Annotated in this window: 23 protein-coding genes and 1 tRNA gene; 15 read left to right on the top strand and 9 right to left on the bottom strand. The window is 46.3% G+C overall.

What is annotated here, in order from left to right; translation table 11 throughout:
- Window positions 1–19: 19 nt before the first annotated feature.
- A tRNA-Ile gene (locus A1sIIB60_RS01940) sits at window positions 20–96 on the top strand.
- Between the two features lie 16 nt (window positions 97–112).
- On the opposite strand, the gene A1sIIB60_RS01935 is transcribed toward A1sIIB60_RS01940, so the two are convergent.
- On the bottom strand, window positions 113–1,138 hold the full coding sequence (locus tag A1sIIB60_RS01935; RefSeq protein WP_095688930.1) for a LacI family DNA-binding transcriptional regulator: 1,026 nt from the start codon (window positions 1,136–1,138) through the stop codon (window positions 113–115).
- A 232-nt stretch (window positions 1,139–1,370) separates the two neighbouring features.
- On the opposite strand from A1sIIB60_RS01935, the gene A1sIIB60_RS01930 reads away from it, so the two are divergent.
- The 3 genes from A1sIIB60_RS01930 (at window position 1,371) to A1sIIB60_RS01920 (ending at window position 4,571) form a co-directional block, all read left to right on the top strand.
- Entirely contained in the window at window positions 1,371–2,696 is a 1,326-nt protein-coding gene (locus A1sIIB60_RS01930; protein WP_095677181.1) for an ABC transporter substrate-binding protein, read from the top strand.
- 101 nt (window positions 2,697–2,797) lie between these two features.
- Complete coding sequence (locus A1sIIB60_RS01925; RefSeq protein WP_223298706.1) at window positions 2,798–3,679, top strand: carbohydrate ABC transporter permease; 882 nt, start codon at window positions 2,798–2,800, stop codon at window positions 3,677–3,679.
- Window positions 3,666–4,571: a carbohydrate ABC transporter permease gene (locus A1sIIB60_RS01920; protein WP_223298705.1), complete on the top strand. Its 906-nt coding sequence runs from the start codon at window positions 3,666–3,668 to the stop codon at window positions 4,569–4,571. The genes A1sIIB60_RS01925 and A1sIIB60_RS01920 overlap by 14 nt, the downstream gene beginning before the upstream one ends.
- A gap of 3 nt (window positions 4,572–4,574) precedes the next feature.
- Here the strand turns inward: A1sIIB60_RS01920 and dgoD are convergent, their stop codons facing one another.
- The 4 genes from dgoD to A1sIIB60_RS01900 form a co-directional block, all read right to left on the bottom strand.
- Window positions 4,575–5,759 carry a galactonate dehydratase gene (gene dgoD / locus A1sIIB60_RS01915; protein WP_095670826.1) on the bottom strand — a complete coding sequence of 395 codons (1,185 nt, stop codon included), beginning with the start codon at window positions 5,757–5,759 and terminating at the stop codon, window positions 4,575–4,577.
- 71 nt (window positions 5,760–5,830) lie between these two features.
- The gene (locus A1sIIB60_RS01910; protein WP_095677180.1) at window positions 5,831–6,466 is read right to left on the bottom strand and encodes a bifunctional 4-hydroxy-2-oxoglutarate aldolase/2-dehydro-3-deoxy-phosphogluconate aldolase; all 636 of its coding nucleotides are present in this window, start codon (window positions 6,464–6,466) and stop codon (window positions 5,831–5,833) included.
- Window positions 6,463–7,323, bottom strand: coding sequence for a 2-dehydro-3-deoxygalactonokinase (locus A1sIIB60_RS01905; RefSeq protein WP_095677179.1), 861 nt, complete (start codon window positions 7,321–7,323; stop codon window positions 6,463–6,465). The genes A1sIIB60_RS01910 and A1sIIB60_RS01905 overlap by 4 nt, the downstream gene beginning before the upstream one ends.
- A gap of 4 nt (window positions 7,324–7,327) precedes the next feature.
- Window positions 7,328–8,326, bottom strand: coding sequence for a Gfo/Idh/MocA family protein (locus tag A1sIIB60_RS01900; RefSeq protein ID WP_095677178.1), 999 nt, complete (start codon window positions 8,324–8,326; stop codon window positions 7,328–7,330).
- Window positions 8,327–8,397: 71 nt separating this feature from the next.
- On the opposite strand from A1sIIB60_RS01900, the gene iolC reads away from it, so the two are divergent.
- From iolC to A1sIIB60_RS01880, 4 genes are read left to right on the top strand one after another with little or no spacing between them, the layout of a single operon-like run.
- Window positions 8,398–9,357, top strand: coding sequence for a 5-dehydro-2-deoxygluconokinase (gene iolC, locus A1sIIB60_RS01895; RefSeq protein WP_095677177.1), 960 nt, complete (start codon window positions 8,398–8,400; stop codon window positions 9,355–9,357).
- A complete protein-coding gene (locus A1sIIB60_RS01890) occupies window positions 9,354–10,247 on the top strand; it encodes a Cgl0159 family (beta/alpha)8-fold protein (RefSeq protein ID WP_223298704.1) in 894 nt (297 codons plus the stop codon). The genes iolC and A1sIIB60_RS01890 overlap by 4 nt, the downstream gene beginning before the upstream one ends.
- 15 nt (window positions 10,248–10,262) lie before the next feature.
- Complete coding sequence (iolB, locus tag A1sIIB60_RS01885) at window positions 10,263–11,162, top strand: 5-deoxy-glucuronate isomerase (RefSeq protein ID WP_095688929.1); 900 nt, start codon at window positions 10,263–10,265, stop codon at window positions 11,160–11,162.
- Window positions 11,163–12,332, top strand: a complete 1,170-nt coding sequence (locus A1sIIB60_RS01880; RefSeq protein ID WP_095688928.1) for a Gfo/Idh/MocA family protein — start codon at window positions 11,163–11,165, stop codon at window positions 12,330–12,332.
- Here A1sIIB60_RS01880 and A1sIIB60_RS01875 read toward each other — a convergent pair.
- Together A1sIIB60_RS01875 and A1sIIB60_RS01870 are read right to left on the bottom strand one after the other, a co-directional pair.
- On the bottom strand, window positions 12,313–14,205 hold the full coding sequence (locus A1sIIB60_RS01875) for an acetoacetate--CoA ligase (protein WP_095688927.1): 1,893 nt from the start codon (window positions 14,203–14,205) through the stop codon (window positions 12,313–12,315). The genes A1sIIB60_RS01880 and A1sIIB60_RS01875 overlap by 20 nt on opposite strands.
- Before the next feature lie 3 nt (window positions 14,206–14,208).
- Entirely contained in the window at window positions 14,209–15,186 is a 978-nt protein-coding gene (locus A1sIIB60_RS01870; protein WP_095688926.1) for a Gfo/Idh/MocA family protein, read from the bottom strand.
- A gap of 56 nt (window positions 15,187–15,242) precedes the next feature.
- On the opposite strand from A1sIIB60_RS01870, the gene A1sIIB60_RS01865 reads away from it, so the two are divergent.
- The 4 genes from A1sIIB60_RS01865 to A1sIIB60_RS01850 all read left to right on the top strand — a co-directional run bounded on the left by A1sIIB60_RS01865 (window position 15,243) and on the right by A1sIIB60_RS01850 (window position 18,766).
- Window positions 15,243–16,082, top strand: a complete 840-nt coding sequence (locus A1sIIB60_RS01865) for an ADP-dependent NAD(P)H-hydrate dehydratase (RefSeq protein ID WP_095677172.1) — start codon at window positions 15,243–15,245, stop codon at window positions 16,080–16,082.
- Window positions 16,083–16,162: 80 nt separating this feature from the next.
- A complete protein-coding gene (locus A1sIIB60_RS01860; RefSeq protein ID WP_095677171.1) occupies window positions 16,163–16,837 on the top strand; it encodes a helix-turn-helix domain-containing protein in 675 nt (224 codons plus the stop codon).
- Window positions 16,838–16,874: 37 nt separating this feature from the next.
- Complete coding sequence (locus tag A1sIIB60_RS01855) at window positions 16,875–17,147, top strand: hypothetical protein (RefSeq protein ID WP_095677170.1); 273 nt, start codon at window positions 16,875–16,877, stop codon at window positions 17,145–17,147.
- The gene (locus A1sIIB60_RS01850) at window positions 17,144–18,766 is read left to right on the top strand and encodes a glycoside hydrolase family 25 protein (protein WP_190279218.1); all 1,623 of its coding nucleotides are present in this window, start codon (window positions 17,144–17,146) and stop codon (window positions 18,764–18,766) included. The genes A1sIIB60_RS01855 and A1sIIB60_RS01850 overlap by 4 nt, the downstream gene beginning before the upstream one ends.
- Here A1sIIB60_RS01850 and A1sIIB60_RS01845 read toward each other — a convergent pair.
- On the bottom strand, window positions 18,763–20,424 hold the full coding sequence (locus A1sIIB60_RS01845) for a glycerol-3-phosphate dehydrogenase/oxidase (protein WP_095688924.1): 1,662 nt from the start codon (window positions 20,422–20,424) through the stop codon (window positions 18,763–18,765). The genes A1sIIB60_RS01850 and A1sIIB60_RS01845 overlap by 4 nt on opposite strands.
- Window positions 20,425–20,474: 50 nt before the next feature.
- Here A1sIIB60_RS01845 and glpK point away from each other — a divergent pair, with 50 nt between their 5' ends.
- Genes glpK through galK form a run of 3 tightly spaced genes read left to right on the top strand, consistent with a single transcriptional unit; the run spans window position 20,475 to window position 24,246 of the window.
- Window positions 20,475–21,974, top strand: coding sequence for a glycerol kinase GlpK (gene glpK / locus A1sIIB60_RS01840; protein ID WP_095688923.1), 1,500 nt, complete (start codon window positions 20,475–20,477; stop codon window positions 21,972–21,974).
- Window positions 21,975–22,013: 39 nt separating this feature from the next.
- Window positions 22,014–23,126, top strand: a complete 1,113-nt coding sequence (gene galT, locus A1sIIB60_RS01835; RefSeq protein WP_095688922.1) for a galactose-1-phosphate uridylyltransferase — start codon at window positions 22,014–22,016, stop codon at window positions 23,124–23,126.
- A complete protein-coding gene (galK, locus tag A1sIIB60_RS01830) occupies window positions 23,113–24,246 on the top strand; it encodes a galactokinase (protein ID WP_095688921.1) in 1,134 nt (377 codons plus the stop codon). The genes galT and galK overlap by 14 nt, the downstream gene beginning before the upstream one ends.
- Here the strand turns inward: galK and A1sIIB60_RS01825 are convergent.
- Complete coding sequence (locus tag A1sIIB60_RS01825; protein ID WP_095688920.1) at window positions 24,243–24,479, bottom strand: ACT domain-containing protein; 237 nt, start codon at window positions 24,477–24,479, stop codon at window positions 24,243–24,245. The two genes, galK and A1sIIB60_RS01825, sit on opposite strands and share 4 nt — an antisense overlap.
- Window positions 24,480–24,485: the final 6 nt, after the last annotated feature.

The following is a 24,485-nucleotide window of genomic DNA, read 5'->3' as shown; positions in this document are numbered from 1 at the left end:
GTTCGCGTTAACCCCACTAGGGACGGTAGCTCAGTTGGTTAGAGCCCCGAACTCATAATTCGGTCGTCGTCGGTTCAAGTCCGACCCGTCCCACCAGAAGCAGATCCTGCAGTTAAGCGATTGAGATTTTCTCGCGAACGCTTGGGTGCTCAGCGGTCGAAGAGCGTTCAACTAACTCGGGCTGGAAAAGTACATGTTGATGGATATGGGTATCCGGTAGTTCACATTCTTGAATCACCAGCTCTGTTGCGGTGTAGCCGAGTTGGTATCCATCCTGTGCAACGGTCGTGAGCGGTACTAAGGCGTTAGGAGCAAGTTCAATATCATCAAATCCCATCACGGAAATATCTTCTGGGATCCTTATTCCCGCTTCAATTAAACCGCGCATAAAGCCAAGTGCGATCAAGTCATTTCCGCAGAAGACGGCGGAGGATTTAGATTTAGAGTCAAGGAACTTCTTGGCGCCTAACTCTCCCCCATGAGTTGTTGGTGAAGGAATTTCAATAAAACTAAGGTTGGCACCCATTTCTTCGGCCGCTTGCTTTGCGCCTTCGCCTCTTTCAATAAATTGATTGATGGTGTTTTCGTAAACATAAGTTATATCGCGATGCCCTAGGTCTACTAAGTGTCCAATCGCAACATGTCCACCTCTTATGCCATCAACTTTGGCAGAACAATGGACATCGAAGTAACGGTTGGTATCAATCAAGGTGACTGCGATGTTATTTGAACGTAGGAAATCAAGGTTGTCAGTCTTGCCACGGGTAGGCCAGATCATGATGCCTTGCACATTTTGTCCAGCTAAAGTTTGAATGTACTTGCGTTCTTTCTCGTGAGAGTGATCGTGGTTGCACAAGAATAATGAGTATCCATTTTGGTTTGCGGCATCTTCTGCGCCACGGGCTATCTCAGTGAAAAGTGGGTTTGAGACATCCGGCAGTAAGAGAGCAAGGGTCTTTGAATTTGATGAATGAATCTTTTTTGCAAAGCTACTCGAAACAAATCCAAGTTCATCCATCGCCTGCTGCACTTTTACCAAGGTAGCTGGGGCAACTATTTCGGGGCGATTAAGAACATTGGAGACAGTTCCGATTGAGACTCGGGCCCTGCGTGCTACGTGGCGGACGCTAACTGTCATGTGGGAATTTTTCGCCCTACGGGGTGATAAGTCAAGGAAAGGCTATTTTTAAGCATGGAATACACCCCGTAATTCGTTGCATCGTTGAACAGTTCAAAATGGAACTTCATTTTGAACGTTTCAACCCTTTGTTTTTATAACAAAAATTTTTTCTTTAATTGCTAGTTATTGAACAATTTGTGCAGTAATTTGACTATGCATTTGGAAATCAACTTGAAGAGAAAGGTCGACAATGCGCGCAACTAAACGGAAGTTTATTGCAGTTGCCTCTGCAACTCTCGTTGCTGTAAGCGGAACAATTTCATTGAACTCCGCTTCTGCTGCAATAACCCCCTCGTTCTGTCCAAGATTTACCGGAACCTTAACGGTTCTTTCAACTGTTATTTTGGAGAAGCCAGATGGATTAGTCGAGCAAGAAATTGCCGATAAATTCATGAAAGCTTGCCCAAAGACTAAGATTAAGTTTGTTGGCGTTCCAGCAAACGATTTGGTAACAAAGCTCACTGCAATGGCGATTGCTGGCAACGTTCCAGATATGTATGCATCAGATGCTGTTAATACAGTGAAGATGGCAGCGCTAAATATTCCTCTGGAACTCCGCGCTGCTCTAGGTCAGGATTACATAGATGGTTTTGCTAAGGAAAATGTTGGCGAAATGACTATCGGCGGAAAAATCTATTCTGCACCTTGGTTTAGCATTCCAACAGCGATTTTGTATCGCACAGACCTCTTTGCTAAGGCTGGTGTAAAGCCACCTAAGTCATTCGAAGAGTTCATCACAGTATGTAAGGCTCTTACAAAAGATACTGATGGCGATGGAAAGATCGATCAATATGGATGGGCAATGGTTGGAACCGACAATGGTTCTGGTCAAGGTCGATTTAACACAATTGCTCGCAACATGGGAGCAGTAGATGTCGGCAAGAATTCTGCTGGTAAATGGGTCACAGAAATTGACTCTCCGGGATGGAAGGCTGCACTTAAGCTTTACAAGGATGCAGTTGATGTCGGTTGCGTTCCTCCAGGTCAGTTCCAAACTGGATACCCAGAAGCATCTGTACAGATTGGTAAGGGACAAGCAGCGATGATGATCACTGGCCCTCACACAATTGGCGTTGCCCTGACAGCTAACCCAGCAGCTAAAGGTAAGTTGGCCGGAGCGCCAATTCCTGCAGCAGCCGGAGTTTCTGCAACTACTAGCTTGAACCAGTCAGGTTATGCCATTGCTCGAAAGAGTAAGCACCGTGCGGCTGCTATTGCGTATATGAAGTTCCTTTTGAATAAGGAAAATCAACTTCGCATTAACGACGTTACCTACCGCATTCCTTCTCGTTTGGATGCACAAGCTGATCCACAAGTTAACTCAGAAATGAGCCTTGGTTTTGTGAAGGCGGGAGAAGGCAAAGTCTTCTCTAACCCACAGATTCCTTGGTACAACTCAATCGCAATTCTCGCATCTCCTGCCTACCAGGCGGCGATAAAGGGTGATAAGACGATTGATCAGATCGCTAAAGAACAGGCTGAAAAGGCGCGAAAGATTATCGCTGATAACGGGTAACCGTCTGTCTGTAAATTGAGGGAATGTGACATCGGGAAGAGAAGAAATTCTCTTCCCGATGTCACTCTTTCATAACACTAAATTTTCTTTAGAGAGGGAATATGAAAAGCGCATTTAAAAAGCGGGAAAGCCGTTCCGGCTACTTCTTCACTTTGCCCACTTTATTAATTGTTTTCTCTTTGATCATATATCCACTTGGCTATGCGATCTTCATCAGTATGCAGCGCACCAACCTAATAAGTGAATGGAAGTTTGTTGGTGCTCGTTATTATGCCGAGCTGCTGACAGATGCAGAGTTCTTAAATTCGCTCAAAATCAGCTTAACCTTCGCTTTCTTTGTAGTAGTTGGCAATTTTGTGGTCGGCCTTCTACTGGCTGTAATTTTGAATCAGAATCTAAAATTTGCTACAACTTTTAAAATTATCTTGATGCTTCCTTGGCTTCTACCCGAGGTTGTCGTTGCGCTTATCTGGAAGTGGCTCTTTAACCCAACATATGGGCTGATCAATTACATTTTAAACACCGTAGGTCTGATTGATTCCGATGTTTCCTGGTTCGATTCGAGCACTTCTGCCCTAGTCGGTGTTATCTTCGTTGCAACCTGGAAAGGCTATCCAATCGTCATGATCATGATGTTGGCTGGAATGAAGAACATCCCTTCAGAGCGTTACGAGGCTGCTGCAATCGATGGCGCAACTCGTATCCAGCAGTTCAGACATATAACACTTCCAGGCTTGCGCCCTATATTTTTAGTTACCTGCATCCTTGAAACTGCTTGGTGGTTTAAGCACTTCACGGTGATTTGGTTGATGACTTCCGGTGGACCTGCTGGCGCAACCAAGGTTGTCTCTATCAGTATTTATCAGCAGGCCTTTGGAGACTTCAACTTCGGCAAAGCAGCTGCTGAGTCGGTAATTATCTTGACTATTCTCCTAGCGGCAAGTTACTTCTACTCAAGGGCGATTCGCAATGACAACGATTAAAGAGACATTGATTAAAGAACCGATGGCTAACGAGAAGAAGTACGGGCTAATGAGCGATGTAAAGGTCGCTCGGAAGATAACCAACCTCACAAGTTATAGCGTCCTTTTCTTCTTCTCTGCTCTCATCCTCTTTCCAATACTTTGGATTATTTCTACATCTCTAAAGAATGAAGAGGATCTCTTCTCACTTCCTCCTCAGATTATTCCTGAGAATCCAACGCTTCATGCTTTCAAACAGGTTTGGATTGATCACCCATTCTTGGCTTACTTCCGCAACTCGCTGATAGTCGTTAGCGCCGCAACCTTCATCTCCGTTACATTCTCGGCATTTGCGGCTTATGGGCTATCTAGATTTAAATTTAGAGGCCACGGAACATTTATGGCTTTTCTGCTCGCTAGCCAGCTATTCCCATCGATTATGTTATTGATTCCTTTCTACAAGATCTATATGACCTTCGGTTTGATTAACACCCACGCGGCGCTAATCATTACCTATGTCTCATTTACCATCCCATTCTGTACTTGGATGATGCGTGGTTACTTCGACGGAATTTCCAAAGATCTAGATCTTGCGGCACAGATCGATGGCGCAGGGCGCTTTAGAATCTTCCGTAGCGTGATTCTTCCGCTCTCCTGGCCAGGACTTGCTGCAACAACAATCTATTCATTTATATCTGGCTGGAACGAGTACATATTTGCACTTGTTCTAACCCAAGATGAAGAGATGAAGACAGTGCCGGTTGGCATCGGTCAGCTAGTTGGCGAATATAGAATCGATTGGGCGCAGTTAATGGCAGCATCGTTATATGCGCTAATTCCGCTAACAATCATCTTTATCTTCTTCAATAGATATTTCATTAGCGGCCTGTCAGCCGGAGCGGTTAAAGAGTAAGTCTTACCACTCTGCAAGTGATCCATCGTGGTGCGTCCAGTCAGGATTGCGCCAACGATGTCCGTTTTCAGCGGCCTTACGAACCTCTGCTTCATCTACTTCAATACCTAAACCTGGCTTAGTCATAAGTTCGATATATCCATCGGGTGCATCAAAGACGGAGTAGTCAACTAAATACTTCATTAGCGAACCGTTATTGCCGCGACCAAGGCCAAGTACTTGTTCTTGAATTAAGAAGTTCGGGGTAGCAAAATCTAATTGCAAGCATGCTGCAAGGGCGATCGGTCCAAGTGGGCAGTGCGGAGCAACGGCGACATCGTAAGTTTCAGCCATTGTTGCAATTCTGCGACATTCAGAGATGCCGCCAGCATGACTCAAATCAGGCTGAGCAACGGCGATTCCAGAGCGAAGCACATCTTTGTAATCTTTTCGATCGAAGAGGCGCTCTCCAGTTGCAATCGGGGTAGATGTGGAAGCCACGATCAAATCAAACTTGTCAGAAAATTCAGGAAGAACCGGTTCTTCAATAAATAAAAGATTTAATGGCTCTAGGTAAGGGAAGACTCTGCGAGCCATAGCAAGGCTAAAGCGGCCATGGAAATCAAGTGCGATATCGATTTTATCGCCGACATGTTCTCTAACCGCAGTAACGCGAGCAACAATATTTTTTAGCTCTTGCGCGGTGTCTATATGTTCTAAGCCATCAGAAGGCGCAAATTTAAGTGCGGTTAAGCCTCTTGCTAACTGAGTATCGGCGTTAGCCAAGATCTCTTTAATATCTTCGGCGATTGGATTGTGGGTGTATCCATCTTTTCCGCCAACTCCACCAACATGGCCATAAATGCGCACTCGATCGCGAACTTGTCCGCCAAGTAATTGATAGACAGGTACACCTAGAGCTTTGCCTTTTATATCCCAGAGCGCTTGATCAATGCCTGAGATGGCCGAATCCATGATTGCGCCTCCACGATAGAAGGAACCCTTCTTCATTCTCTGCCAGTGACGTTCGATCTGGAATGGATCTTTACCAATTACGTGGTCCATTAATTCGTCGACTGCTGTGGCTACCGTGAGCGCCTTGCCTTCAAGTACAGGCTCGCCCCAACCAGAAATACCTTCATCGGTTTCAATCTTTAGAAAGAGCCAGCGGTGGGCAACGAAAAATAATTCGAACTTAGTAACTTTCAAGATAGCCCCCAATAATTTAAATTAAGTGATTTCTAAGTATTTATGAAGTCTAATCTTGGCAATAACCTTAATCAAGCAAATCTAGCAATTACTTTCTTGGTACTTGAACAGCGTTCAATAAATTCATCGTTTGATATTTTTGGATCGTAAAGTGAATTACCGATACCAACTGCTAGCGCACCTGATTGAACAAGTTCAAAAGTATCTTCAACAGAAACCCCACCGACTGGAATTAAGTGTGCATCTTTTGGTGAAACTGATTGCAGTGCTTTCATAAATGGAACGCCTAGATTGGAGAACGGGAATAACTTCATAGTTCTGACGCCATGTTTATAGGCTTCAAAGAACTCTGAAGAAGTTGCTACTCCCGGTACAGGGATTAATCCAAGTTTCTGGGCAGCTGAGACAACTTCTAAATCAAGGTTAGGGCTGATACAAATTTCAGCACCTGCCTTGGCAATCTTTTCTACATCGCTGACTGTTAACACAGTACCTGCGCCAACGGTGAAATCTGGCGAAAGATGGCCACGCAGGGCTTTAATACTTAAAAAGGCATCGGGACTATTAAGTGGAACTTCGATAACTTTAACGCCTGCAGAAATTAGAAGATCTCCCACCTCCAAGACTTTATCTGGAGTTACTCCCCTAAGGATTGCGATGATTGGGGCAGATTTCAGATTACTAAAGAGTTGCTCAGATGTATTCATGATTTACTCTCCACCTTTTTCGCTAGCGCTACGAAGTAATTGATTAGTTGTCCACTATTTTCAACGGTTGCTTTAATTCCAAAGTGGGAAAGCGCAAATATATAGATTTCGGCAAGAGAATCCGATGCGACAATCCTTGCCTCACTTGCCTGACACCAACTCTTTGCAGACTTGATTTCGGCGCCGATTAATAGCCCCGAGAGGTACTCCCGCGATGCATCCTCGGTCTTGCCTTGTAACCAGTTGGCGCGGATTGCAAATAAATCATGCGTTAAGTCAGAGGTTTGTGCGTTAAGGCCTTCTACAAAATCTCCGGAGGCAACTAATTTTGCTGATGAATCAGTTGCCTTGGAAAGAGTGCTGTGATTTCTCAGTATTTCAAAGAGCTCTCCAGTTAGATAGGTTCGAAAATCTGTAATCTTTCCGCTCTTAATTTCAACCCATTTACTATGTGTTCCAGGCGATATAACTAGCCCATTTTCAAGCCCTGAAGCAAGAGATTGTGACTCTTCCCCACGCATTACATCTCCAGCCTTTGAAACACCTGGCACGATGTAAAGAGCTGGTTCAAAGTTTGGTACTTGAATAAGAGAGTTGCTTACTTCATCGATATCAATCGGCAGTGGAGAGAAATCAGTCTCATAAAGACCAATACTCGAACCAATCATTCCTATTGCGATGATGCGATCGTATTGTCCTTGCCACTTACCTAAGACTTCAATTAGATAGGCGCTATGAGAGCCGGAGGCGAAGTTCTTAACGCCCTGATCGGTTTGGAGATAGTCAGAGATTTGATCGCGTTCAATCAACCAAGCGCGAAAGGATGAAGTTCCCCAGTCAATCGCTACAAACTTCATCAGATTACAATTCTACTGCAGAACCACTAAGAATTGATTCTTCACAAGCAATGGCCACGCGAAGCGCTTGGCGCGCATTGATAGGCGGACATGGGTTTGGAGTTTTTCCTTCTACGAATTTAATGAAGGCGTGAGATTCTTCAGCAAATGCTTGGCGGAAGCGTTCAATAAAGCCGGTGTATCTGATTTCGCTGAAGCCGATTTCCCCTTCAATATCGTGAATCGGTGTCTTCAAATTTAGCCCTACGGCAATTGAATCTTTAGAGCCAAAGACTTCAAAGCGAACATCGTGGCCAATAGGATTATGGCGGGTACCAGTTATTGCAACTTGAACTCCCGATTCGGTGGTTAGGGAGATTAGCGAAACATCGGCATCGTTGTATTTTGCATATTGTTGATGTTCGCGTACAGACTGTGTTGCATAGACCTTTTTTATCTCGCTCTGAGTAATCCATCTAACAAGATCGAAATCATGAACATGTAGATCGCGATAAATACTGCCGCTACCTTCTAGGAATTCCAAGGTAGAAGGTTGGTGATCGTGTGCGTACATGTGCATCGCGTAGAGCGTTCCAACTTGGCCCGAAGAAACTTTGTTGGCAGCAACGGAAATCGGTGGATCAAAGCGCCGCTGAAATCCAACCTGGATTTCTGTTCCATGCTTTTTACATTTCTCAATTACTAAATCTGTCTCTTCAACGGTGAGTGAAATTGGTTTCTCGCAAAGTATCGGTTTTCCAAGGGGAATCAACTGATCCAAAATTGCAATGTGCGAATTTGTCGCGGTCGCCACGACATAACCATCAAAACTTAACTTGAGAAGATCTGAATATTCCGCTGAACTGCAATTCAATTTCTGAGCTAACTCTTTCGCCACATTATCTCTGCGGTTAAAGAGAGTTACTTCAGCGCCACCTGAAAGCAAATCTTCGGCGCGAATAGCGCCCATTCGACCAGCGCCAATGACTGCAATTCTCATCTGCTGGACTACTCCGTATTCCACTAAGCAAGACCTTCACTATATAGTTTGGGCTATAAATAATGAAGCGCTCCTCCGTTCTTTTAAGTTAGGAAATGATGACATCCCCTCTCGACCTGTTAACTGTGGGTCGAATAAGCGTCGATCTTTTCTCGGAGCAGATAAACACCTCCTTTAGCCAGCCACAGACTTTTCAAAAATCTATTGGTGGATCTCCTACAAATGTTGCAGTCGCCGCAGCAAGGTTCGGTCATAAGAGCGCGATTGTTACCAAGGTTGGCGTAGATCCACTTGGTGAGTTTGTAGTTAATAAGCTGCAAAGTTTTGGCGTAGATACAAGTTTTGTGAAGGTTGCTGAAAGCGGACTAACTCCCGTTGTTCTTGCCTCACAAGATCCACCTGAAGATCCGAAGATAATTTTTCATCGCCAACCGTCAGCACCTGATACTCAACTCATCGCCTCAGATATTGATGACCAGACTTTGAAGAGCGCTAAGAACTTCTGGGTCAGCGCCTGCGCGCTTTCTCAAGGAACGACTGCAGAAAGTATCTTCCAGTGGCTTGAGATAAGAGGCCGCGCAAAGGAAACCATTATCGATCTAGATTATCGACCATCGTTCTGGAAGAGCAGAGAAGATGCTCGGGCTGCTGCGCAACGTGCGCTTTCACATTGCACGATCGCTATTGGAAATATCGCTGAATGCGATGTTGCACTGGGGATTACCGATCCGAATAAGGCGGCAGATGATTTATTGAATCGCGGCATCACATTAGCGATTGTAAAAATGGGCGGCGATGGAGTTTTGCTGGCGACTAAAGAGAAGGTGCATGTCGTCAAGCCTTTGCCAATAAAATTGGTTTGCGGGTTGGGCGCCGGAGATGCCTTTGGTGGGGCGTTAATCCATGGGTTACTGAGCGGGTGGGATCTGGAAAAGATCGGTGCCTTCGCAAATGCTGCTGGTGCCTATTTGGCATCTGAGTTAATGTGCGCAGATGCCATGCCAACGCTAGAGATTTTAAATAGATTTATAGAAGAGATGGGGAGCAATCGGTGAAGTTAGAGCAAAAGCATTACCTCGAACTAATTGAAGCGCGCATCAATAACCCTAAATCTTTCCAACTTGCTCTAAAGAAGAGATCACGTCGCAGCGTTGCAGGTAAAGATGGTCGTTTGCTCTTGCTCGCAGCCGACCACACCGCGCGCGGAATAATTGCGGCAGGAAATAATCCAACTGCGATCGCAGATCGATTTATTCTGCTCGATAAGTTGGTTAGAGGCTTAGCTCTTCCAGGCGTTGATGGCGTAATGGCTAGCGCAGATATTCTCGAAGAATTGGCTTGGCTCGGTGCTTTGGAAGGCAAAGTCGCGATCGGAACTATGAACCGCGGCGGAATTATTGGCGCTTCATGGGAACTAGATGATCGCCTGACTGCCTACGATGCCGAACATATTCGCAGCATGGGGCTAGATGGTGGAAAGACTTTGCTGCGCATCGATGAGACCGATCCTGGCACCGCGCGAACCATTGAGATGGTCGCGGCCGTGACAACACAACTTGCAGATTTTGAACTCGTATCGATGATTGAGCCACTTCCATATATTAAGAATGAGAACGGCAGAGCAGTTCTTGATCCTTCTGAAGAGAAGTTAATCAAAGTAGTTTCTATCGCCTCTGGACTTGGTTCGTCTTCAGCATTTACCTGGTTGAAAATTCCTGCGCCAGCCAACCCTGAAAAGGTGGCTGCAGCAACTAGCTGCCCAATTTTATTGTTAGGTGGAGATCCCGGCAGTAATTGGGAAGATGTCTTTGCTAAATGGGATAACGCTCTGAAAGTTCCAAATATCCGCGGCTTAGTACCGGGGCGCGCATTACTGTTTGGCGATGAGTTAGATGTTGAAGCAGCAGTTGCTCGTGCTGCACAAATGGTTAGAAAAATTAGTTAGAAATGGATAAATCAAATGAGTAATTGGTATAAACCCGCAGGCACGCTGAAGACTGCTGAACATGAAATCTCATTGACGCCAAAAGATTCTGGCTGGGAATTCTGCGGTTTCTATACCTACAACTTCGCAACTAAATCTGAGTTTAGCGTTGAATTAAACGGTTGCGAAGGTGTTCTACTTCCGCTTTCAACACAAAACGTTTCAGTATCGGTTGATGGTCAGGCGCTTGCTCTAAAAGGTAGAACTGGTGTATTTGCAGCAGTTTCAGATTGGATCTATCTCCCAGTTGGTTCAAAGGTTTCCTTTAGTGGTAAATCTGGTGAGATCGCACTACTTACCGCACAAGCCAGTGAGAAATTCCCAGTCTGCTACACACCTGCTGAACAAGTTCAGGTTGAAGTACGCGGTTCAGGCAAGGCAACTCGTCAGGTTAATAACATTGCAACTCCAACTAGCTTTACCCAATGCCACAAGATTCTCGTATGTGAAGTCTTAACACCGGGAGGAAATCTCTCTTCATGGCCTCCACATCGCCACGATAAGTTCCCTGGTTGCCCAACAATTAACGAAGAGGTTTATTACTTCCAGATCGGCAAAGATGGATCAGATCACGGAGATCCTGAAGGTGTTGGCTTTTTCCATGTTTACACCGTAGATGAAACTGTCGATGAAACTGTTACCTTGCACGATAGAGATACCTACGTTGTGCCTCACGGTTATCACGGCCCATCAATTGCCTCACCTGAATATCCAATGTATTTCTTAAACGTTATGGCCGGGCCTGCACCAGAGCGCAGCATGGCTTTCTGTGATGATCCAGCACATCATTGGATCCGAGATTCTTGGAACGATCAAGTACAAGATCCACGTTGTCCAATGACTTCCGCAAATGGAAAAGTATGGAAAGGTAAGTAAATGAAGAGAGAGATCCGCATCGCCGTCCTTGGGTTAGGTTGGATGGGACAGGCGCATTCACGTTCTGCGCTGCGTATTCCTTCACTATTTCCAGATCGTTCATTTGAACCTGTCTTGCAGGTTTGTGCAGATGTAGATCCTGCTCGCCAGAAGAGCGCCGTTGCAGATTACGGATTTAAGCGCGCAACCGGCGATTGGATGGAAGCGGCAACTGCAGATGATGTTGATGCTGTCTGGGTTACCGCGCCAAATATGTTGCACCTGCCAATGATTGAAGCAGCAACGAAGGCTGGCAAAGCAGTATTTAGCGAAAAGCCAATTGGTGGAAAGCCAGAACAGACAGTTCAGGCATACAAGTTAGCCACTGCCGCTGGCGTACCAACTGGCGTTGGATATAACTATGTCTGGGCGCCTCTAGTGCTTCATGCAAAGAATCTCATTGCCAGTGGCGCCCTTGGCGAAATTACACATTACCGCGGTCGCTTCTTAAGTATGTATGGAAGTGACGAACTCGGTCTTTTAACTTGGAGATTTAAACTTGCCGATGCTGGTTACGGAGTATCTAGCGACATTCTTAGCCATAGCGTTTCCATGGCGCAGTTCTTAGTTGGTGGCATCTCTGAAGTAGTTGGAATGCAGAACACCACGATTAAGCAACGCCCGCTACCAAGTGGCAACGCCGGACATTACTCACGCGGTAAGGCAACTGATCCAAAGGGCGATGTTGAAAACGAAGACTTTGCATCAATGCTCTGCACATTTGAAAACGGTGCGACAGGAACATTTGAAGTAAGTCGCACGGTGGTTGGCCCAGAGAGCCAGAACGCCTTTGAAATTTACGGCACTAAGGGCTCGCTGATGTGGAACCTAGAGAAGATAAATGAACTTCAGTACTACGAGTTAGGTACTTCGCTAAACACTGGCTACACCACTATTTATGGCGGAGATCGCTTCCCATTCCATGGCGCTTTCGTTCCGGGACAAGCTAACGCGATTGGCTTTGAAGATCTAGTTGCGATTGAAGATTATTCATTTATGCAATCAATTGCTGAAGGCACAAAGTTCGGACAGAGCTTTAAAGAGGCAGTTGATGTGGTCAGCGTGCAGCAGGCGCTGATTAACTCTTGGAGTTCACGTACTTGGGAACGCGTTAAAGATTTAAGTCTTTAAACCATTCCAGACAATCAGGATTGGCTAACGCTCCTAAGTTATCGATTGGCTCTTTATTTACCGCTCTCGTAACCGCTAACTCCACCAATTTTCCACTCTTAGTTCTAGGAAAATCTGGCGCCTGCAATATCAAAGCCGGCACATGGCGCGGGCTCGCTTTCTGCTTTAGCGCTTTCTTTATTTGATCGGAAAAGGCATCTGTCAGTTCGGAGCCTGGCTTTAATTTAAGGAAGAGAAGTACTCGCGTATCGCTCTCGTATTTCTGAGCTACCGCCAAACTTTCTAGAACTTCTTCAAATTCCTCGGTAATTCGATATATCTCAGCCGTTCCAATTCGCACACCTGCAACATTCAACGTTGCATCAGATCTTCCATGCATGATGAAACCAGATTCTTGGGTTGGCTCAACAAAGTCTCCGTGGGTCCAGATATCTGGAAACTTTTCAAAGTAAGAGGCCAGGTATTTCTCATTTTCCTTATCGCCCCAGAAGAAGAGTGGTGCAGAAGGAAATGTACTGGCGCAAACTAACTCGCCTTTATCTCCAGGTTTTGTCAGGCTTGCATCCGAATTCAAAACTTGCACATCCATGCCGAGCGCGGGAACTTGTATCTGCCCTGCAAAGACCGGGAGTTCTGGCCAGCCCAACATAAAGCAGCCACAAATATCGGTGCCGCCAGAAATTGATGCCAGGTGAACTGTTGGCGAGACCGAACCATAGATGTAAGAAAAACCTTCGTGGCTAAGCGGTGAACCAGTAGATGCAAGAGTTCTTAACTTTGAAAGATCGTGTGAATTGCTCGCCTTAAGTTCGATCTTACGGAGTGAATCTATGTACTTTGCAGAAACTCCAAGAAAGGTTAGCTCTTCCTGTTCTGCGATATCAAAGAGCCTTTCAGGTGCCGGATGCATTGGATTTCCATCGAATAAAACAATGCCAGCTCCAGTTGCAAGAGAGGCAACCAACCAGTTCCACATCATCCAGCCACAAGTAGTGAAGTAAAAGACTTTATCCCCATCGCGAATATCTAGGTGGTAACGCTGTTCACTTAAAGTCTTAAGCAGAACACCTGCTGCGCTATGAACAATGCACTTCGGCTTACCTGTAGTTCCAGATGAAAAGAGGATAAATCCAGGGCGACTAAAGGAACCCTTAACTGATATCTCAGTCGTTCCATCACTTGAACTGAGCCACTCAGTAAATGAAAGATATGGATTAGGTTTTGATCCGATAGAAACAACTTTAACTAGCGAAGGCAGGCCAGCAACAATTTCACTGACTTTTTCTAGACAATCTATCTGCTTGCCGTTGTACTCATAGCCTGAAGTAACTAACAGCACCTTTGGAGATATCTGCTGAAAACGATCTAAAACGGTTGCCGCACCGAAATCTGCAGAAGTACTTGAGAAGATCGCACCAATTTTGAGCGCACCAAGAGCAAAAGAAACCACATCTGCGGTATTTGCTACGCAGGCTGCAACTACATCACCTTCTACAACACCAGCGCTCAATAGCGACTGTGCGACTTGGTTAGCTAACTTCCTGACTTCACTTCTTGTAAATGTGCGGCGCTGCCCAGATTCGGAGATCTCAGTTATAACTATTTGGTCGGGATCTCCCTTAAGTAAGGTATCGACTACATTTAACTTGGCACCTGGAAAGAATTCAGTTTGAAAAAAACCAGAGCCAGAGATTGCAGTGTCTCCAAAATCGCCGACTATTTCTGAATCACTTACAACAAAGCGCCAAAAGTCAGCAGAGTTATCTATCGACCACTTATGAAGTTCTGAAAAATCCTTCGCCTTTGCCAGCTCATTTAATTTAATGAGCGAGGGGTTATTGGATTTACCTGGGCTCCAAAGAGGTGAAGACATTAATTAAGGTCGTCCCATTACCTCAAAGGCTCGCTCAAAGACTTCTGCGAAAGCGATCGATTGAGAATGTGGCATAAGCCAACCTTCTCCCCCGCGAATCCGGCGCGACATAGCATCAGCCATTAGTTGGTAAGGATCGCAGGCGGCAAAGTTTTCAACCGTTACCTTTCCATCAACTTCAACTTCCAAGGTGCTTGGTTTGTTATGCGAGTTAAAGGCATCGTTTCCGGTCATTGAGACTCGACCCTTTGTGCCAACGACATCAAAGTAAAGAGTGTTGGGAGTATTCATCGAAGTCAGCGCCTCAGCGCGCGCTCCGCCGATATCAAATGATGTTGTAACTGTTTCATCGCATCCACCTGGATGCCATTTCACATCTGTCTTTATATTGCTTACTGGTGCAAAGTCCATTAACCAGATAGGAGCGGCAACTGAATAAGGTCCGAGGTCGTAAAGCCCGCCACCACCAAGTTCGTAGATCGCACGGATATTTGCGGGGTCTAAACCGTCATAAGTAAATGCGGAGCGAATTGTCTTTACTTCACCAATCAAACCTGATTCAACAATCTCTTTAAGGCGCAGAGTGCGCGGATGCCAGCGGTTCCAGCTCGCCTCCATAAAGATCAAGCCGGTTTCATTTGCAACAGCAATTGCTTCCTTTAACTGTGCAACGTTCATCGCAGCAGGCTTTTCACAGAGCACATGCTTTCCAGCACGCATCGCCTTGATTGACCATTCGATGTGAAGTGAATTTGGGAGCGAGATGTAGATCGCCTCTACCTTTGGATCGGCAAGGAGTTCGTCATAGTCGGTGTAAACCAAACCTGAAGGTGAGAGTGCTAGCCCTCTTTCGCGATCTTTTGCGCCAACGGCATAGATCTCACCATCTTTTGAGTTTAGTAAGGCTGGATATAGCGCTAACTTTGCAATGTAACCTGCGCCGATAAATCCCCAACGTACTTTTCCTTGTGCTTTTTCCATAACGGGGACAATACTTGCAAAATTGGCTTTAGCCAATCAGGCGTAAGATAGCGTTCATGAAGAGCCAACGTTGGACTGCTAAAGATTCAAAGAAGCACATCATCGTTCCAAGCGCGTTAGATCATAAATATTCACGCGGAACCCTTGGAGTAATAACTGGATCTGCGCAGTTTCCAGGCGCTGCTGTATTAACTTCAAAGGCAGCGCTGGCGACTGGCCTTGGGGTTCTGCGCTTCCATAGTTCATCTGGACTGGCTCACCTTGTCCTGCACGCTGCTCCAGAAGCGCTGGTTCAACCAGGAAAAGTCGATGCTTGGCTCGTTGGATCAGGTGTGAGCGATAAGAAATATAGCGATTACACAACATGGCTACGCCACCGTTGGTTTAAGTTAATGAGCGCACAGAGCGTGCCGACAGTTCTTGATGCAGGTGCGCTGGACTGGGCCAGGAAGTTAACTCAGCCCACTTTGATAACTCCTCACGCTGGAGAACTCGCAAAGCTGCTCGCTAAGCGCGGTATTCAGGTCTCTTCAGAGGCGATTGAAGCAGATCCTAAAAAGTGGTCGATGGTTGCTACTGACAAGTTAGGTGTTACAGTCCTTTTGAAAGGTTCAACCACATATATTGCGCAACCAGATTTTTTAATTGAACTTCCAAAAGCAACACCGTGGCTCGCCACAGCCGGAAGTGGAGATGTATTAGCAGGAATAATTGGCGCGCTTCTTGCAACAAATTACATTGAAATTTTAAATGATGAAAATAATTTAGCGCGCGTTGCTGCAACTGGCGCATTTATTCACAATAGCGCTGCACTTTTAGCATCTAAGGATGCCCCCATCTCATCTTCATCAATTATTGAGTTTATTCCTGAAGCAATTCGAAAAATAATAAAGTAGGGCTAGCCCCAGAGTTTATTTCTTTGAATTAATTTAAAGTTTCACTTCACCCTGACATCACCGATGCACTACCTTGAGTTGTGCCTAATTCTCCAACAGTTCTCGTTGCAAGCGATGATGCCTTTGAGTTAGCAACTCTTAGCGCAGCGCTTCGTTTGCATTCAGTAAATGTTGTAGCAGAAGCAAGTACCACGGAAATCGCCGAAAATTTATATAAATTTCTATCGCCTCAAGTAGCGCTAATTGATTTGCAATTTGCTGGTGCTGAAGCACTTGCCTTGATAAATAAGTTTAGAAAAGTAAATCCCTCACTCGGCGTTGTGTTGATTACGGCCTGCCCTGATCTACGTCTGCTCGGATTAGTTGAGAAACAGATTCCACAAGGTGCGCAGATAGTTTTAAAGAAATCAATCGCAGACCTTACCGTCGTTAGCCACTCGATCGTGCGTTCGATTGCAGCGGTAGATGCCAAGGAAAAGATGGCCTGGGTAGATAGCCATGGCTCTCTGCACGAGAACTCCTTTTCATCTATTCTCAATGAATTCACAGATATACAGATCGAGACCTTCCGCTTACTCGCTAAAGGTTTGAGTAACTCTGAGATAGCAAAGGTGCGGGTTGTCAGCGAGAAATCGGTAGAACAGATAGTCGCCCGAATCGCACAGCATTTACAAGTACTCCCAGATAGGGCACAGAATTTGCGCGTTGTTTTAACTGGCGAATACTTCAAATGGATCGGCGCACCGCGCCACTAGCTCTAACTTATTTAACGCAGCCACTAAAGTTTGTGCCATGTCCACTTCCCTTACTTTGGCCGAACTTCGTAGCCGGTGGAATGATGTTTTAGACCATCTTGAGTCGCATGATCGCGTCGCTTGGATCGCCTACTTCGATGCTCGCCTTGCCGAATTCGACGGAACTACCTTGAAATTGGATTTCTCTGATGCCCGCAAATTCTCTGGTGGGCATGAATACTCTCCGACGAGAGTAAAGCTAGAGAACTCACTTAAGGCCTCAATCCAAGAAGTTCTATCTACTTCGATTGAAATTGAGGAATTAGCTTGAAAAAAATAATTTCGGTGCTTGTCATGAGCCTTGCGCTCTTCTCAATTCAAACTGTTTCAAGTAACGCTGCTACCTCAAAGTTGAGCCTGACCGTCCTTCAAACTCCGGGTGGAGAAGAACCAGTTGTCACTCTCTACGGAAATCTAAAGCCGGCAAAATCTGCGGTAAAGGTAGAGATCCAGATCCAGTTAAATGGCAAATGGCAAGATACGAGATTTCAAACTAGAACAGCGCGGGTGGGAACTTGGAAAGTTGTCGCTGTTGCGACCGCGCTAAATGCCCAAGTTAAATATCGCGCCAAGGTAAAAATAGGCTCAAAGAGTATTTACTCAAATATCCGTGAGATAACAGTGCGCTCTGTTCCTGAAATTTCTAGCGCTTCATCAACAGTAATGATTGATCAGCTCGGTCCAGGCGGGCGAATCCATGGCTCTGATGTAAGTCGATGGCAACATCCGAATGGCGCACCGATTGATTTTGTTAAGAAGTACAGCGCTGGAATGCGCTTTGTAATGATCAAAGCATCGGATTCTCGCGATGAAGCAGATGCGCTTGCCTTGAAATATGTGATCATGGATAGATTGGCGGCGCAGGCTGCAGGAATGTATACCGGTTTCTACCATTATGCGGTTTTGCCAGATGTAAAGACAGATGCTGAAGTAATAACTGATGCGCAAACCCAAGCTCAGAAAGTTATCTGGCGCCTCGGCGCACTTGGCGGCTACAACGATCGCGACCTTCCTTATGCGCTTGATTTAGAGAATAACTGTGTGCGCCTGTCTGGGAAAACTTGTGCCAGATATCTACCAAAGGCGCAGATAACTCTCTGGGCAAAAACTTTCCTTAAAGTGCTGCGCGAAAAAACCGACCGTATGCCAATCTTGTATTCATACCCGAGCTTCTTGGAAGGTGCGATGGTCCGTGATAACGAGCTGCGCCAATATCCACTCTGGCTGGCGCAATATGGAATTGATCCCGCCGATCCACTTGGACAACCTGGGCTTAAGGAAGGCGGTTGCTATGTGCACTCTTGGACCGCTGCTAACTGCTCATCACAATGGATCATCTGGCAATACTCTTCCTGCGGTATCGCACCAAAGTATGGAGTTCCCGGATCGCGCCTTGATTTAAATGTATTCCGAGGCGAGCCAAGCGCCTTCTTAGATTTGGTCAAGGGAAGTTGGTTTCCCGAAGTAGTTGATCAAATGCCAATCAATGAAACAAGCACATTGGTATTTAAGAATTTGAAATTTACGACCAGTGATAAACCTGTGACGTTAGAAGTTGATGTAACTCGCCCAGATGGCAAACCAGTTGTGACAGGAACGGTTCGTTTCTATACCAACTCTGATAATCCAATCGAACCTAAGCCAGTTCAGACGGTGGTTAGATCAACTAGCGGATCTTGGAAGCTAACTATTAAGGGAATACCTGCGGGAACATGGACCGGGCGAATCGGATTTAAAGATGCAACTGGTACCCACGCAGAAAGTCGATCACCAATTACGCTATCGATTTTGCCGGGAGATCCAAACCTACCAACACCTACTCCGAAGCCAACTGTTGCTCCTACAAAGAAGCCAACTACTGATGGATGCAGGAATCAGATTAAGAATTAGCGGGTACGAGTAAGCAATTTATCTAGCGCAGCTCGTTCGTTCTTTAAATGGTTTGTAAATTCAGAAACGGACGCTTTCTTCGCCGCGGCATCCCAACCCAATATCGGAGCGATCAGTGTGGCAACTGTTGCGGCAATCGCTTCGCCGCCATCGCTTGCTTCAAATGCAATTCGCGTGCGGCGAGAGAGAACATCATCAACGCTCTGTGCTCCCTCATGGGTTACTGCATAAATGATCTCTGCTTTTAGATAGGCAAGTTCTGGCGTGAGCGGTTCTGCCATCTTCTTATCTGCGTCGATGATTTCAAATATTTCGTTAATTAGCGATCCGTAGCGATCTAGGAGATGAGTAATTGTTGTTTGCGCTAAGCCGCTCATCTGTGCCAACTGCGCACTCTGTTGCACCAAAGCAAAGTAACCATCAGCGCCAATTGCAGGTAATTTCTCGGTAATTGATTCGGCAACGATGCGACGTAGATCGTTAACGGCTAGATCAATAACATCCTTACCCATAACGCGATAGGTGGTGTACTTGCCGCCGGCGATACTTACAAATCCTGGGACTGGGCGATCGACGGTGTGTTCGCGTGAGAGTTTTGTGGTTGTGGCTCCTGCTGCGTTTGCCACCAGCGGACGCAAGCCAGCATAAACACCGAGAATGTCAGCGGCATCAATCTTGGGATGTAACACGCGATTTGCCTGATCAATTATGTATTCAACATCTTCTTTAGTGGCGACCGGGTTGGTGCGATCTGCCTTATATGGAGTATCTGTTGTACCAACAATCCATTTATCGGCCCAAGGAATAATAAATAGGACTGAAACTGAAGTTTTCAGGATTATTCCGGCCTCAGATTTAATCGCGCTCTTTGGCAACACGATATGTGCGCCTTTACTCATGGCGACTTTATATCCAGGTTTGATTCCAAATTTCTCATGGAGCTCATCGCTCCAAACACCAGCGCACATCACAGTTACCTTCGCGCTAACAGTTATCTTCTTGCCAGAGTTAAGGTCGCGAACCTTCGCGCCAACTACGCGCTTTCCATCGCGAACTAGCTCTTCGCACTGAACGCGGGTAGCGATAATTGCTCCGTGGCGCGCTGCAGTACGTGCAACAGCCAAGGTGTGACGAGCATCGTCTACCTGAGCGTCAAAGTACTTGATTGCACCATTAATCAGATCGCCACGTAAAGATGGCGCGGTGGTTGCGATTTTCTTCTCGCTTAAATGTTTATGCCAAGGAAGTGCGCGCTGAAAACCGCGGAGCACATCGTAGAGAGCAAGACCTGCACCGACATACGTGCGTTCGCGATACTTTTCATGGAGCGGATATAAGAATCCAACAGGCTTAACTAAATGTGGTGCTAGCGAGGAAACCATTAACTCGCGCTCATGCAACGCTTCGCGAACTAACTTAAAATCATATTGTTCTAGATAGCGAAGTCCACCGTGAATCAACTTGCTTGAGCGGCTTGATGTACCGGCTGCAATATCTTGGTTTTCTACTAGAGCTACTTTCAATCCGCGTGATGCGGCATCTAACGCTGAACCAACACCCGTGACTCCCCCGCCAATAATTAGTACATCGAATTCATCTGATGCCAAAGACTTAAGGGCGGCGATACGTTGCGCAGGATTTAACTGCGAATCAAACATTTACTCTCCCGCCCTACCGTCTCGAATACTTTCGTTATAGGCTTAAGGATATGTCATATATAGCCAGTCTTGATCAAGGAACGAGCAGCACTCGTTGCATGATCTTTGATAAATCAGGCGCTGTTATTGCTATTGCTCAGAAGGAACACGAACAATTCACCCCTCACCCTGGTTGGGTAGAGCACGATGCTGGTGAGATCTGGCAGAACACACAATCGGTGATCAAAGAAGCAATTTCCGCCGCTGAAAAAAAGGCTGGTCTGGATTCGATAGAAATAAGTGCAATAGGCATTACCAATCAACGCGAAACGATCGTGGCCTGGGATGCGCAGACCGGTAAGGCGCTACATAACGCAATTGTTTGGCAAGATACCCGGACAGCTGATTTCCTAGACGGCCTATCTCAATCAGATAAGGAACTCCTAACTAGCCGCACCGGCCTTGCGATTGCGCCTTATTTTTCAGCGAGCAAAGTCAATTGGCTGCTAAATAATGTGGCTTCTGTTAAACAGGCGCTAGCCGCAGGAAGCCTTCGCATTGGCACGATTGATTCTTGGCTCACCTGGAATTTATCTGGCGGTCTGCACATAACAGATGTAACAAATGCATCGCGCACCATGCTTATGAACCTGCAGACTCTTGCTTGGGATAGCGAGCTGCTGGAGATCTTTGATATCCCATTAGCAATTCTGCCTGAGATCAAATCATCATCTGAAGTTTATGGTGAATCTATTAAGAGCGGTCCCTTTGCAGCCCAAATCCCTATCGCCGGAATTCTCGGCGATCAACATGCTGCCATGGTTGGCCAAGCCTGTTTTGAAAAGGGAAGTTCCAAGACTACTTATGGCACCGGTAACTTTGCGCTGCTAAATACCGGAACCGAAATTGTTCGCTCCAAACATGGTCTCTTAACAACAGTCTGCTTCAAATTCGGCGACCAACCTGCGCAATATGCCCTTGAAGGCTCAGTTGCGGTAACTGGCTCAGCTATTCAATGGTTACGTGATCAACTCGGAATAATTTCATCTGCATCTGAAGTCGAAGCACTTGCGCTACAAGTAAAAGACTCTGGCGGGGTTTACTTTGTACCCGCCTTCTCTGGTCTATTTGCACCGTATTGGCGCAGTGATGCGCGTGGAGTAATTGTTGGTCTAACGCGTGCCACAACTAAGGCACACCTAGCCCGTGCTGCCTTGGATGCGATTTGCTATCAAACTATGGAGATTATGGAAGCGATGGTTGCAGATAGCGGCATTGCAATGACTGAGATGAAAGTTGATGGCGGTATAACTGCAAATCAACTATGTATGCAATTACAAGCAGATGTAATGGGCATCGAGATAGTCAAACCTTTGATAACCGAAACCACAGCGCTAGGTGCGGCATATGCAGCGGGCTTAGCAATTGGTTTCTGGAAATCAACCGATGAAGTTAAAGCGCAATGGCGCCAAGATCGGCGATGGCAGGCAGAAAGTGATGAGAAAACCCGAACCATTGGCGCAGCGCAATGGAAACGTGCAGTGGAGCGGACCTTTAACTGGGTTGAATAACGCTAAATCGCACCCGTTAAGGCTTAGAGTTAACCCATTATGAGCGAGCAGAAAAAGCTAAGCGCTGGAGTTATTCGCAATAATTTAGCGATGGCAGATGGCCGCACCATTCGGTATTACGACTCGCAAGGTCAATCTCGCACAGCACAAGATCAACGCCCTAAAGAAGAGCAACCTGGTATCGGCGAACTTCGCCTTGATCCGCTGCTAAATGAATGGGTTGTAATGGCGGCCCACCGTCAGGGGCGGATCTTCTTGCCACCGAAAGAGTTATGTCCGCTCTGTCCGACAAAAGGTGAACTCCTAACTGAAGTTCCTGATACAAATTATGAAGTTGTGGTCTTTGATAACCGCTCACCTTCGCTACGCAAACCAGAAGGTGATTGGGCCGCACCCGATATGGTCGGTCCAGAAACAGATGCCGGAACCGCTGCGGGAAAGTGCGAAGTAATCTGCTTTACCGATAACCATGGTGGTTCTTTTAAAGATTTAACGCCACAACGCGTGCGCGTTCTGCTTGAAGCGTGGATCGACCGCGTGCGCGAACTCTCACAAGAGCCATATATACATCACATCGCACCATTTGAAAATCGTGGTGAAGAAGTTGGCGTAACTCTCTCTCACCCACACGGCCAAATTTATGCCTATTCGTATCTGCCTTCGCGAGTTCAGAAGATGCTGGCAGTTGCACGCAAATATATGGATGAAACCGGCAAAGTTTTATTTGATGATGTGCTTGCCCGCGAATTAAAAGACCAGGTTCGTATCGTTGCAAAGAACGCTCACTGGGTGGCCTTTGTTCCATATGCTGCTCGATATCCATTTGAAATACATGTGGCACCGCTTAATCCAGTTGCCGACTTGGCTGAACTAACTCCAGAACAAGCAGATGCTTTTCCAGAGATTTCGCTAGAAGTTATGCGCCGCTTAGATGGCGTCTTCGGAATTGATATGGCCTACATCGCAACCTGGCATCAAGCACCGGTGCGCGAAGGTCGCGATTTACTGCGCCTGCATTGGCAGATCACTAGTGTGCGCCGCGCACCTGGCAAGTTAAAGTATTTAGCAGGTAGCGAATCTGCGATGGGTGCGTTCATCATGGATCTAAAGCCTGAACAATCTGCAGGTCAGTTGCGAGATGTTGAGCTCTGATTTCACAGCGCTCTTTGGGCAAGCACCAGAAATGATTTCCGAGGCGCCGGGGCGCGTTAATTTAATCGGAGAACATGTCGATTATTGCGATGGCTTTGTTATGCCATTTGCTATCAGCGATCGAACCTATGCAGCAATTAAACGACGCAGCGATCGAAAGATCCGAATCGCATCAGCACAACGTCCCGGTGAAGTAATTGAAACTTCTCTTGATCAGATATCCCCTGATAAAGCTGGCGATTGGGAACGTTACATCTTGGGAGTTATCTGGGCTTTTGGTAATCGCATAACGACTGGGTTAGATATCTTGGTCGATGGTCGAGTCGCACTCGGTGCAGGTTTATCTTCATCTGCCGCACTGGAGTGTTCGATCGCAATCGCACTCAATCAATTATTTACAGCAGATCTATCGCTACCTGATCTAGCGCGTTTAGCTCAACGTTCTGAAAATGAATATGTAGGAATGCCCTGCGGAATCATGGATCAATCGGTATCGCTTATGGCGCAGGCAGGTAGCGCGCTCTTACTTGATTGTCGCGACCTAAGCACCGAACAAATTCCTTTTGATCTAGCAAGTTCTGGCCTTGAGCTTTTAATTATTGATACCCGAGCCCACCACGCGCTAGTCGATGGTGGTTACGCCGAACGACGCGCCTCTTGCGAATCTGCAGCGGCAAAACTCGGCATCAAGGCGTTACGTGATTCTTCAATTTCGCAGTTGGAAAGTTCGCGTTCAAAGTTAACCGAACTTGAATATATGCGAGCCGAACATGTTGTAAATGACATTGCCCGCGTGCACCAATGCGTTGAACACTTGAAACTCGCTGATTTCAAATCAGTTGGCGAAATCTTGACCCAATCACACGCATCGTTACGCGATCTCTTTGAGATATCTTGCCCCGAGTTAGATCTCGCTGTCGCAACCGCTCTCGCCAATAAATCACTGGGCGGGCGAATGATTGGTGGAGGTTTTGGCGGAAGCGCTATAGCGCTCTTTAAAGTTGCCGATATTGATCAAGCAAAGGTTGCAATAGCTGCGGCATTTAAATCAGCAGGCTTTACTGAACCAAGGTTTTTTACTTCGCTACCAAGTAGCGGCGCAGCTGTAATCAGTAATTAGAGAGCGTTAAACGAGATAACTTCAACGCCACCGATTGCGCCTAGAACCTCAATTAAATCTGTTGGATCAGATCCAGGCACGGCAACGGTTACTTCGTCAAAACCACGGCCATCCTCAGATTTCAGAACAGTTAAGCCGCGGATATCTGCACCGGCTGCGCCAATTGCAGATGCCAGCAGGCCAAGTGAACCTGGTCGATCTGGAAGAGAGATCTCTAACTTAAATAACGCCATGGGTGA

Source organism: Candidatus Planktophila lacus (genome assembly GCF_002288385.1).
Taxonomy (GTDB): domain Bacteria; phylum Actinomycetota; class Actinomycetes; order Nanopelagicales; family Nanopelagicaceae; genus Planktophila; species Planktophila lacus_D.
Note: the sequence above shows the minus strand (reverse complement) of the source record. Positions and strands in the feature narration are given on the sequence as shown.

Excerpts from the sequence above, each read along its gene's own strand:
- A1sIIB60_RS01935 (WP_095688930.1), bottom strand. The coding sequence starts at position 1,138 with ATGACAGTTAGCGTCCGCCACGTAGCACGCAGGGCCCGAGTCTCAATC.
- A1sIIB60_RS01930 (WP_095677181.1), top strand. The coding sequence starts at position 1,371 with ATGCGCGCAACTAAACGGAAGTTTATTGCAGTTGCCTCTGCAACTCTC.
- A1sIIB60_RS01925 (WP_223298706.1), top strand. The coding sequence starts at position 2,798 with ATGAAAAGCGCATTTAAAAAGCGGGAAAGCCGTTCCGGCTACTTCTTC.
- A1sIIB60_RS01920 (WP_223298705.1), top strand. The coding sequence starts at position 3,666 with ATGACAACGATTAAAGAGACATTGATTAAAGAACCGATGGCTAACGAG.
- A1sIIB60_RS01910 (WP_095677180.1), bottom strand. The coding sequence starts at position 6,466 with ATGAATACATCTGAGCAACTCTTTAGTAATCTGAAATCTGCCCCAATC.
- A1sIIB60_RS01905 (WP_095677179.1), bottom strand. The coding sequence starts at position 7,323 with ATGAAGTTTGTAGCGATTGACTGGGGAACTTCATCCTTTCGCGCTTGG.
- iolC (WP_095677177.1), top strand. The coding sequence starts at position 8,398 with ATGATGACATCCCCTCTCGACCTGTTAACTGTGGGTCGAATAAGCGTC.
- iolB (WP_095688929.1), top strand. The coding sequence starts at position 10,263 with ATGAGTAATTGGTATAAACCCGCAGGCACGCTGAAGACTGCTGAACAT.
- A1sIIB60_RS01880 (WP_095688928.1), top strand. The coding sequence starts at position 11,163 with ATGAAGAGAGAGATCCGCATCGCCGTCCTTGGGTTAGGTTGGATGGGA.
- A1sIIB60_RS01875 (WP_095688927.1), bottom strand. The coding sequence starts at position 14,205 with ATGTCTTCACCTCTTTGGAGCCCAGGTAAATCCAATAACCCCTCGCTC.
- A1sIIB60_RS01870 (WP_095688926.1), bottom strand. The coding sequence starts at position 15,186 with ATGGAAAAAGCACAAGGAAAAGTACGTTGGGGATTTATCGGCGCAGGT.
- A1sIIB60_RS01865 (WP_095677172.1), top strand. The coding sequence starts at position 15,243 with ATGAAGAGCCAACGTTGGACTGCTAAAGATTCAAAGAAGCACATCATC.
- A1sIIB60_RS01855 (WP_095677170.1), top strand. The coding sequence starts at position 16,875 with ATGTCCACTTCCCTTACTTTGGCCGAACTTCGTAGCCGGTGGAATGAT.
- A1sIIB60_RS01845 (WP_095688924.1), bottom strand. The coding sequence starts at position 20,424 with ATGTTTGATTCGCAGTTAAATCCTGCGCAACGTATCGCCGCCCTTAAG.
- glpK (WP_095688923.1), top strand. The coding sequence starts at position 20,475 with ATGTCATATATAGCCAGTCTTGATCAAGGAACGAGCAGCACTCGTTGC.
- galT (WP_095688922.1), top strand. The coding sequence starts at position 22,014 with ATGAGCGAGCAGAAAAAGCTAAGCGCTGGAGTTATTCGCAATAATTTA.
- galK (WP_095688921.1), top strand. The coding sequence starts at position 23,113 with ATGTTGAGCTCTGATTTCACAGCGCTCTTTGGGCAAGCACCAGAAATG.
- A1sIIB60_RS01825 (WP_095688920.1), bottom strand. The coding sequence starts at position 24,479 with ATGGCGTTATTTAAGTTAGAGATCTCTCTTCCAGATCGACCAGGTTCA.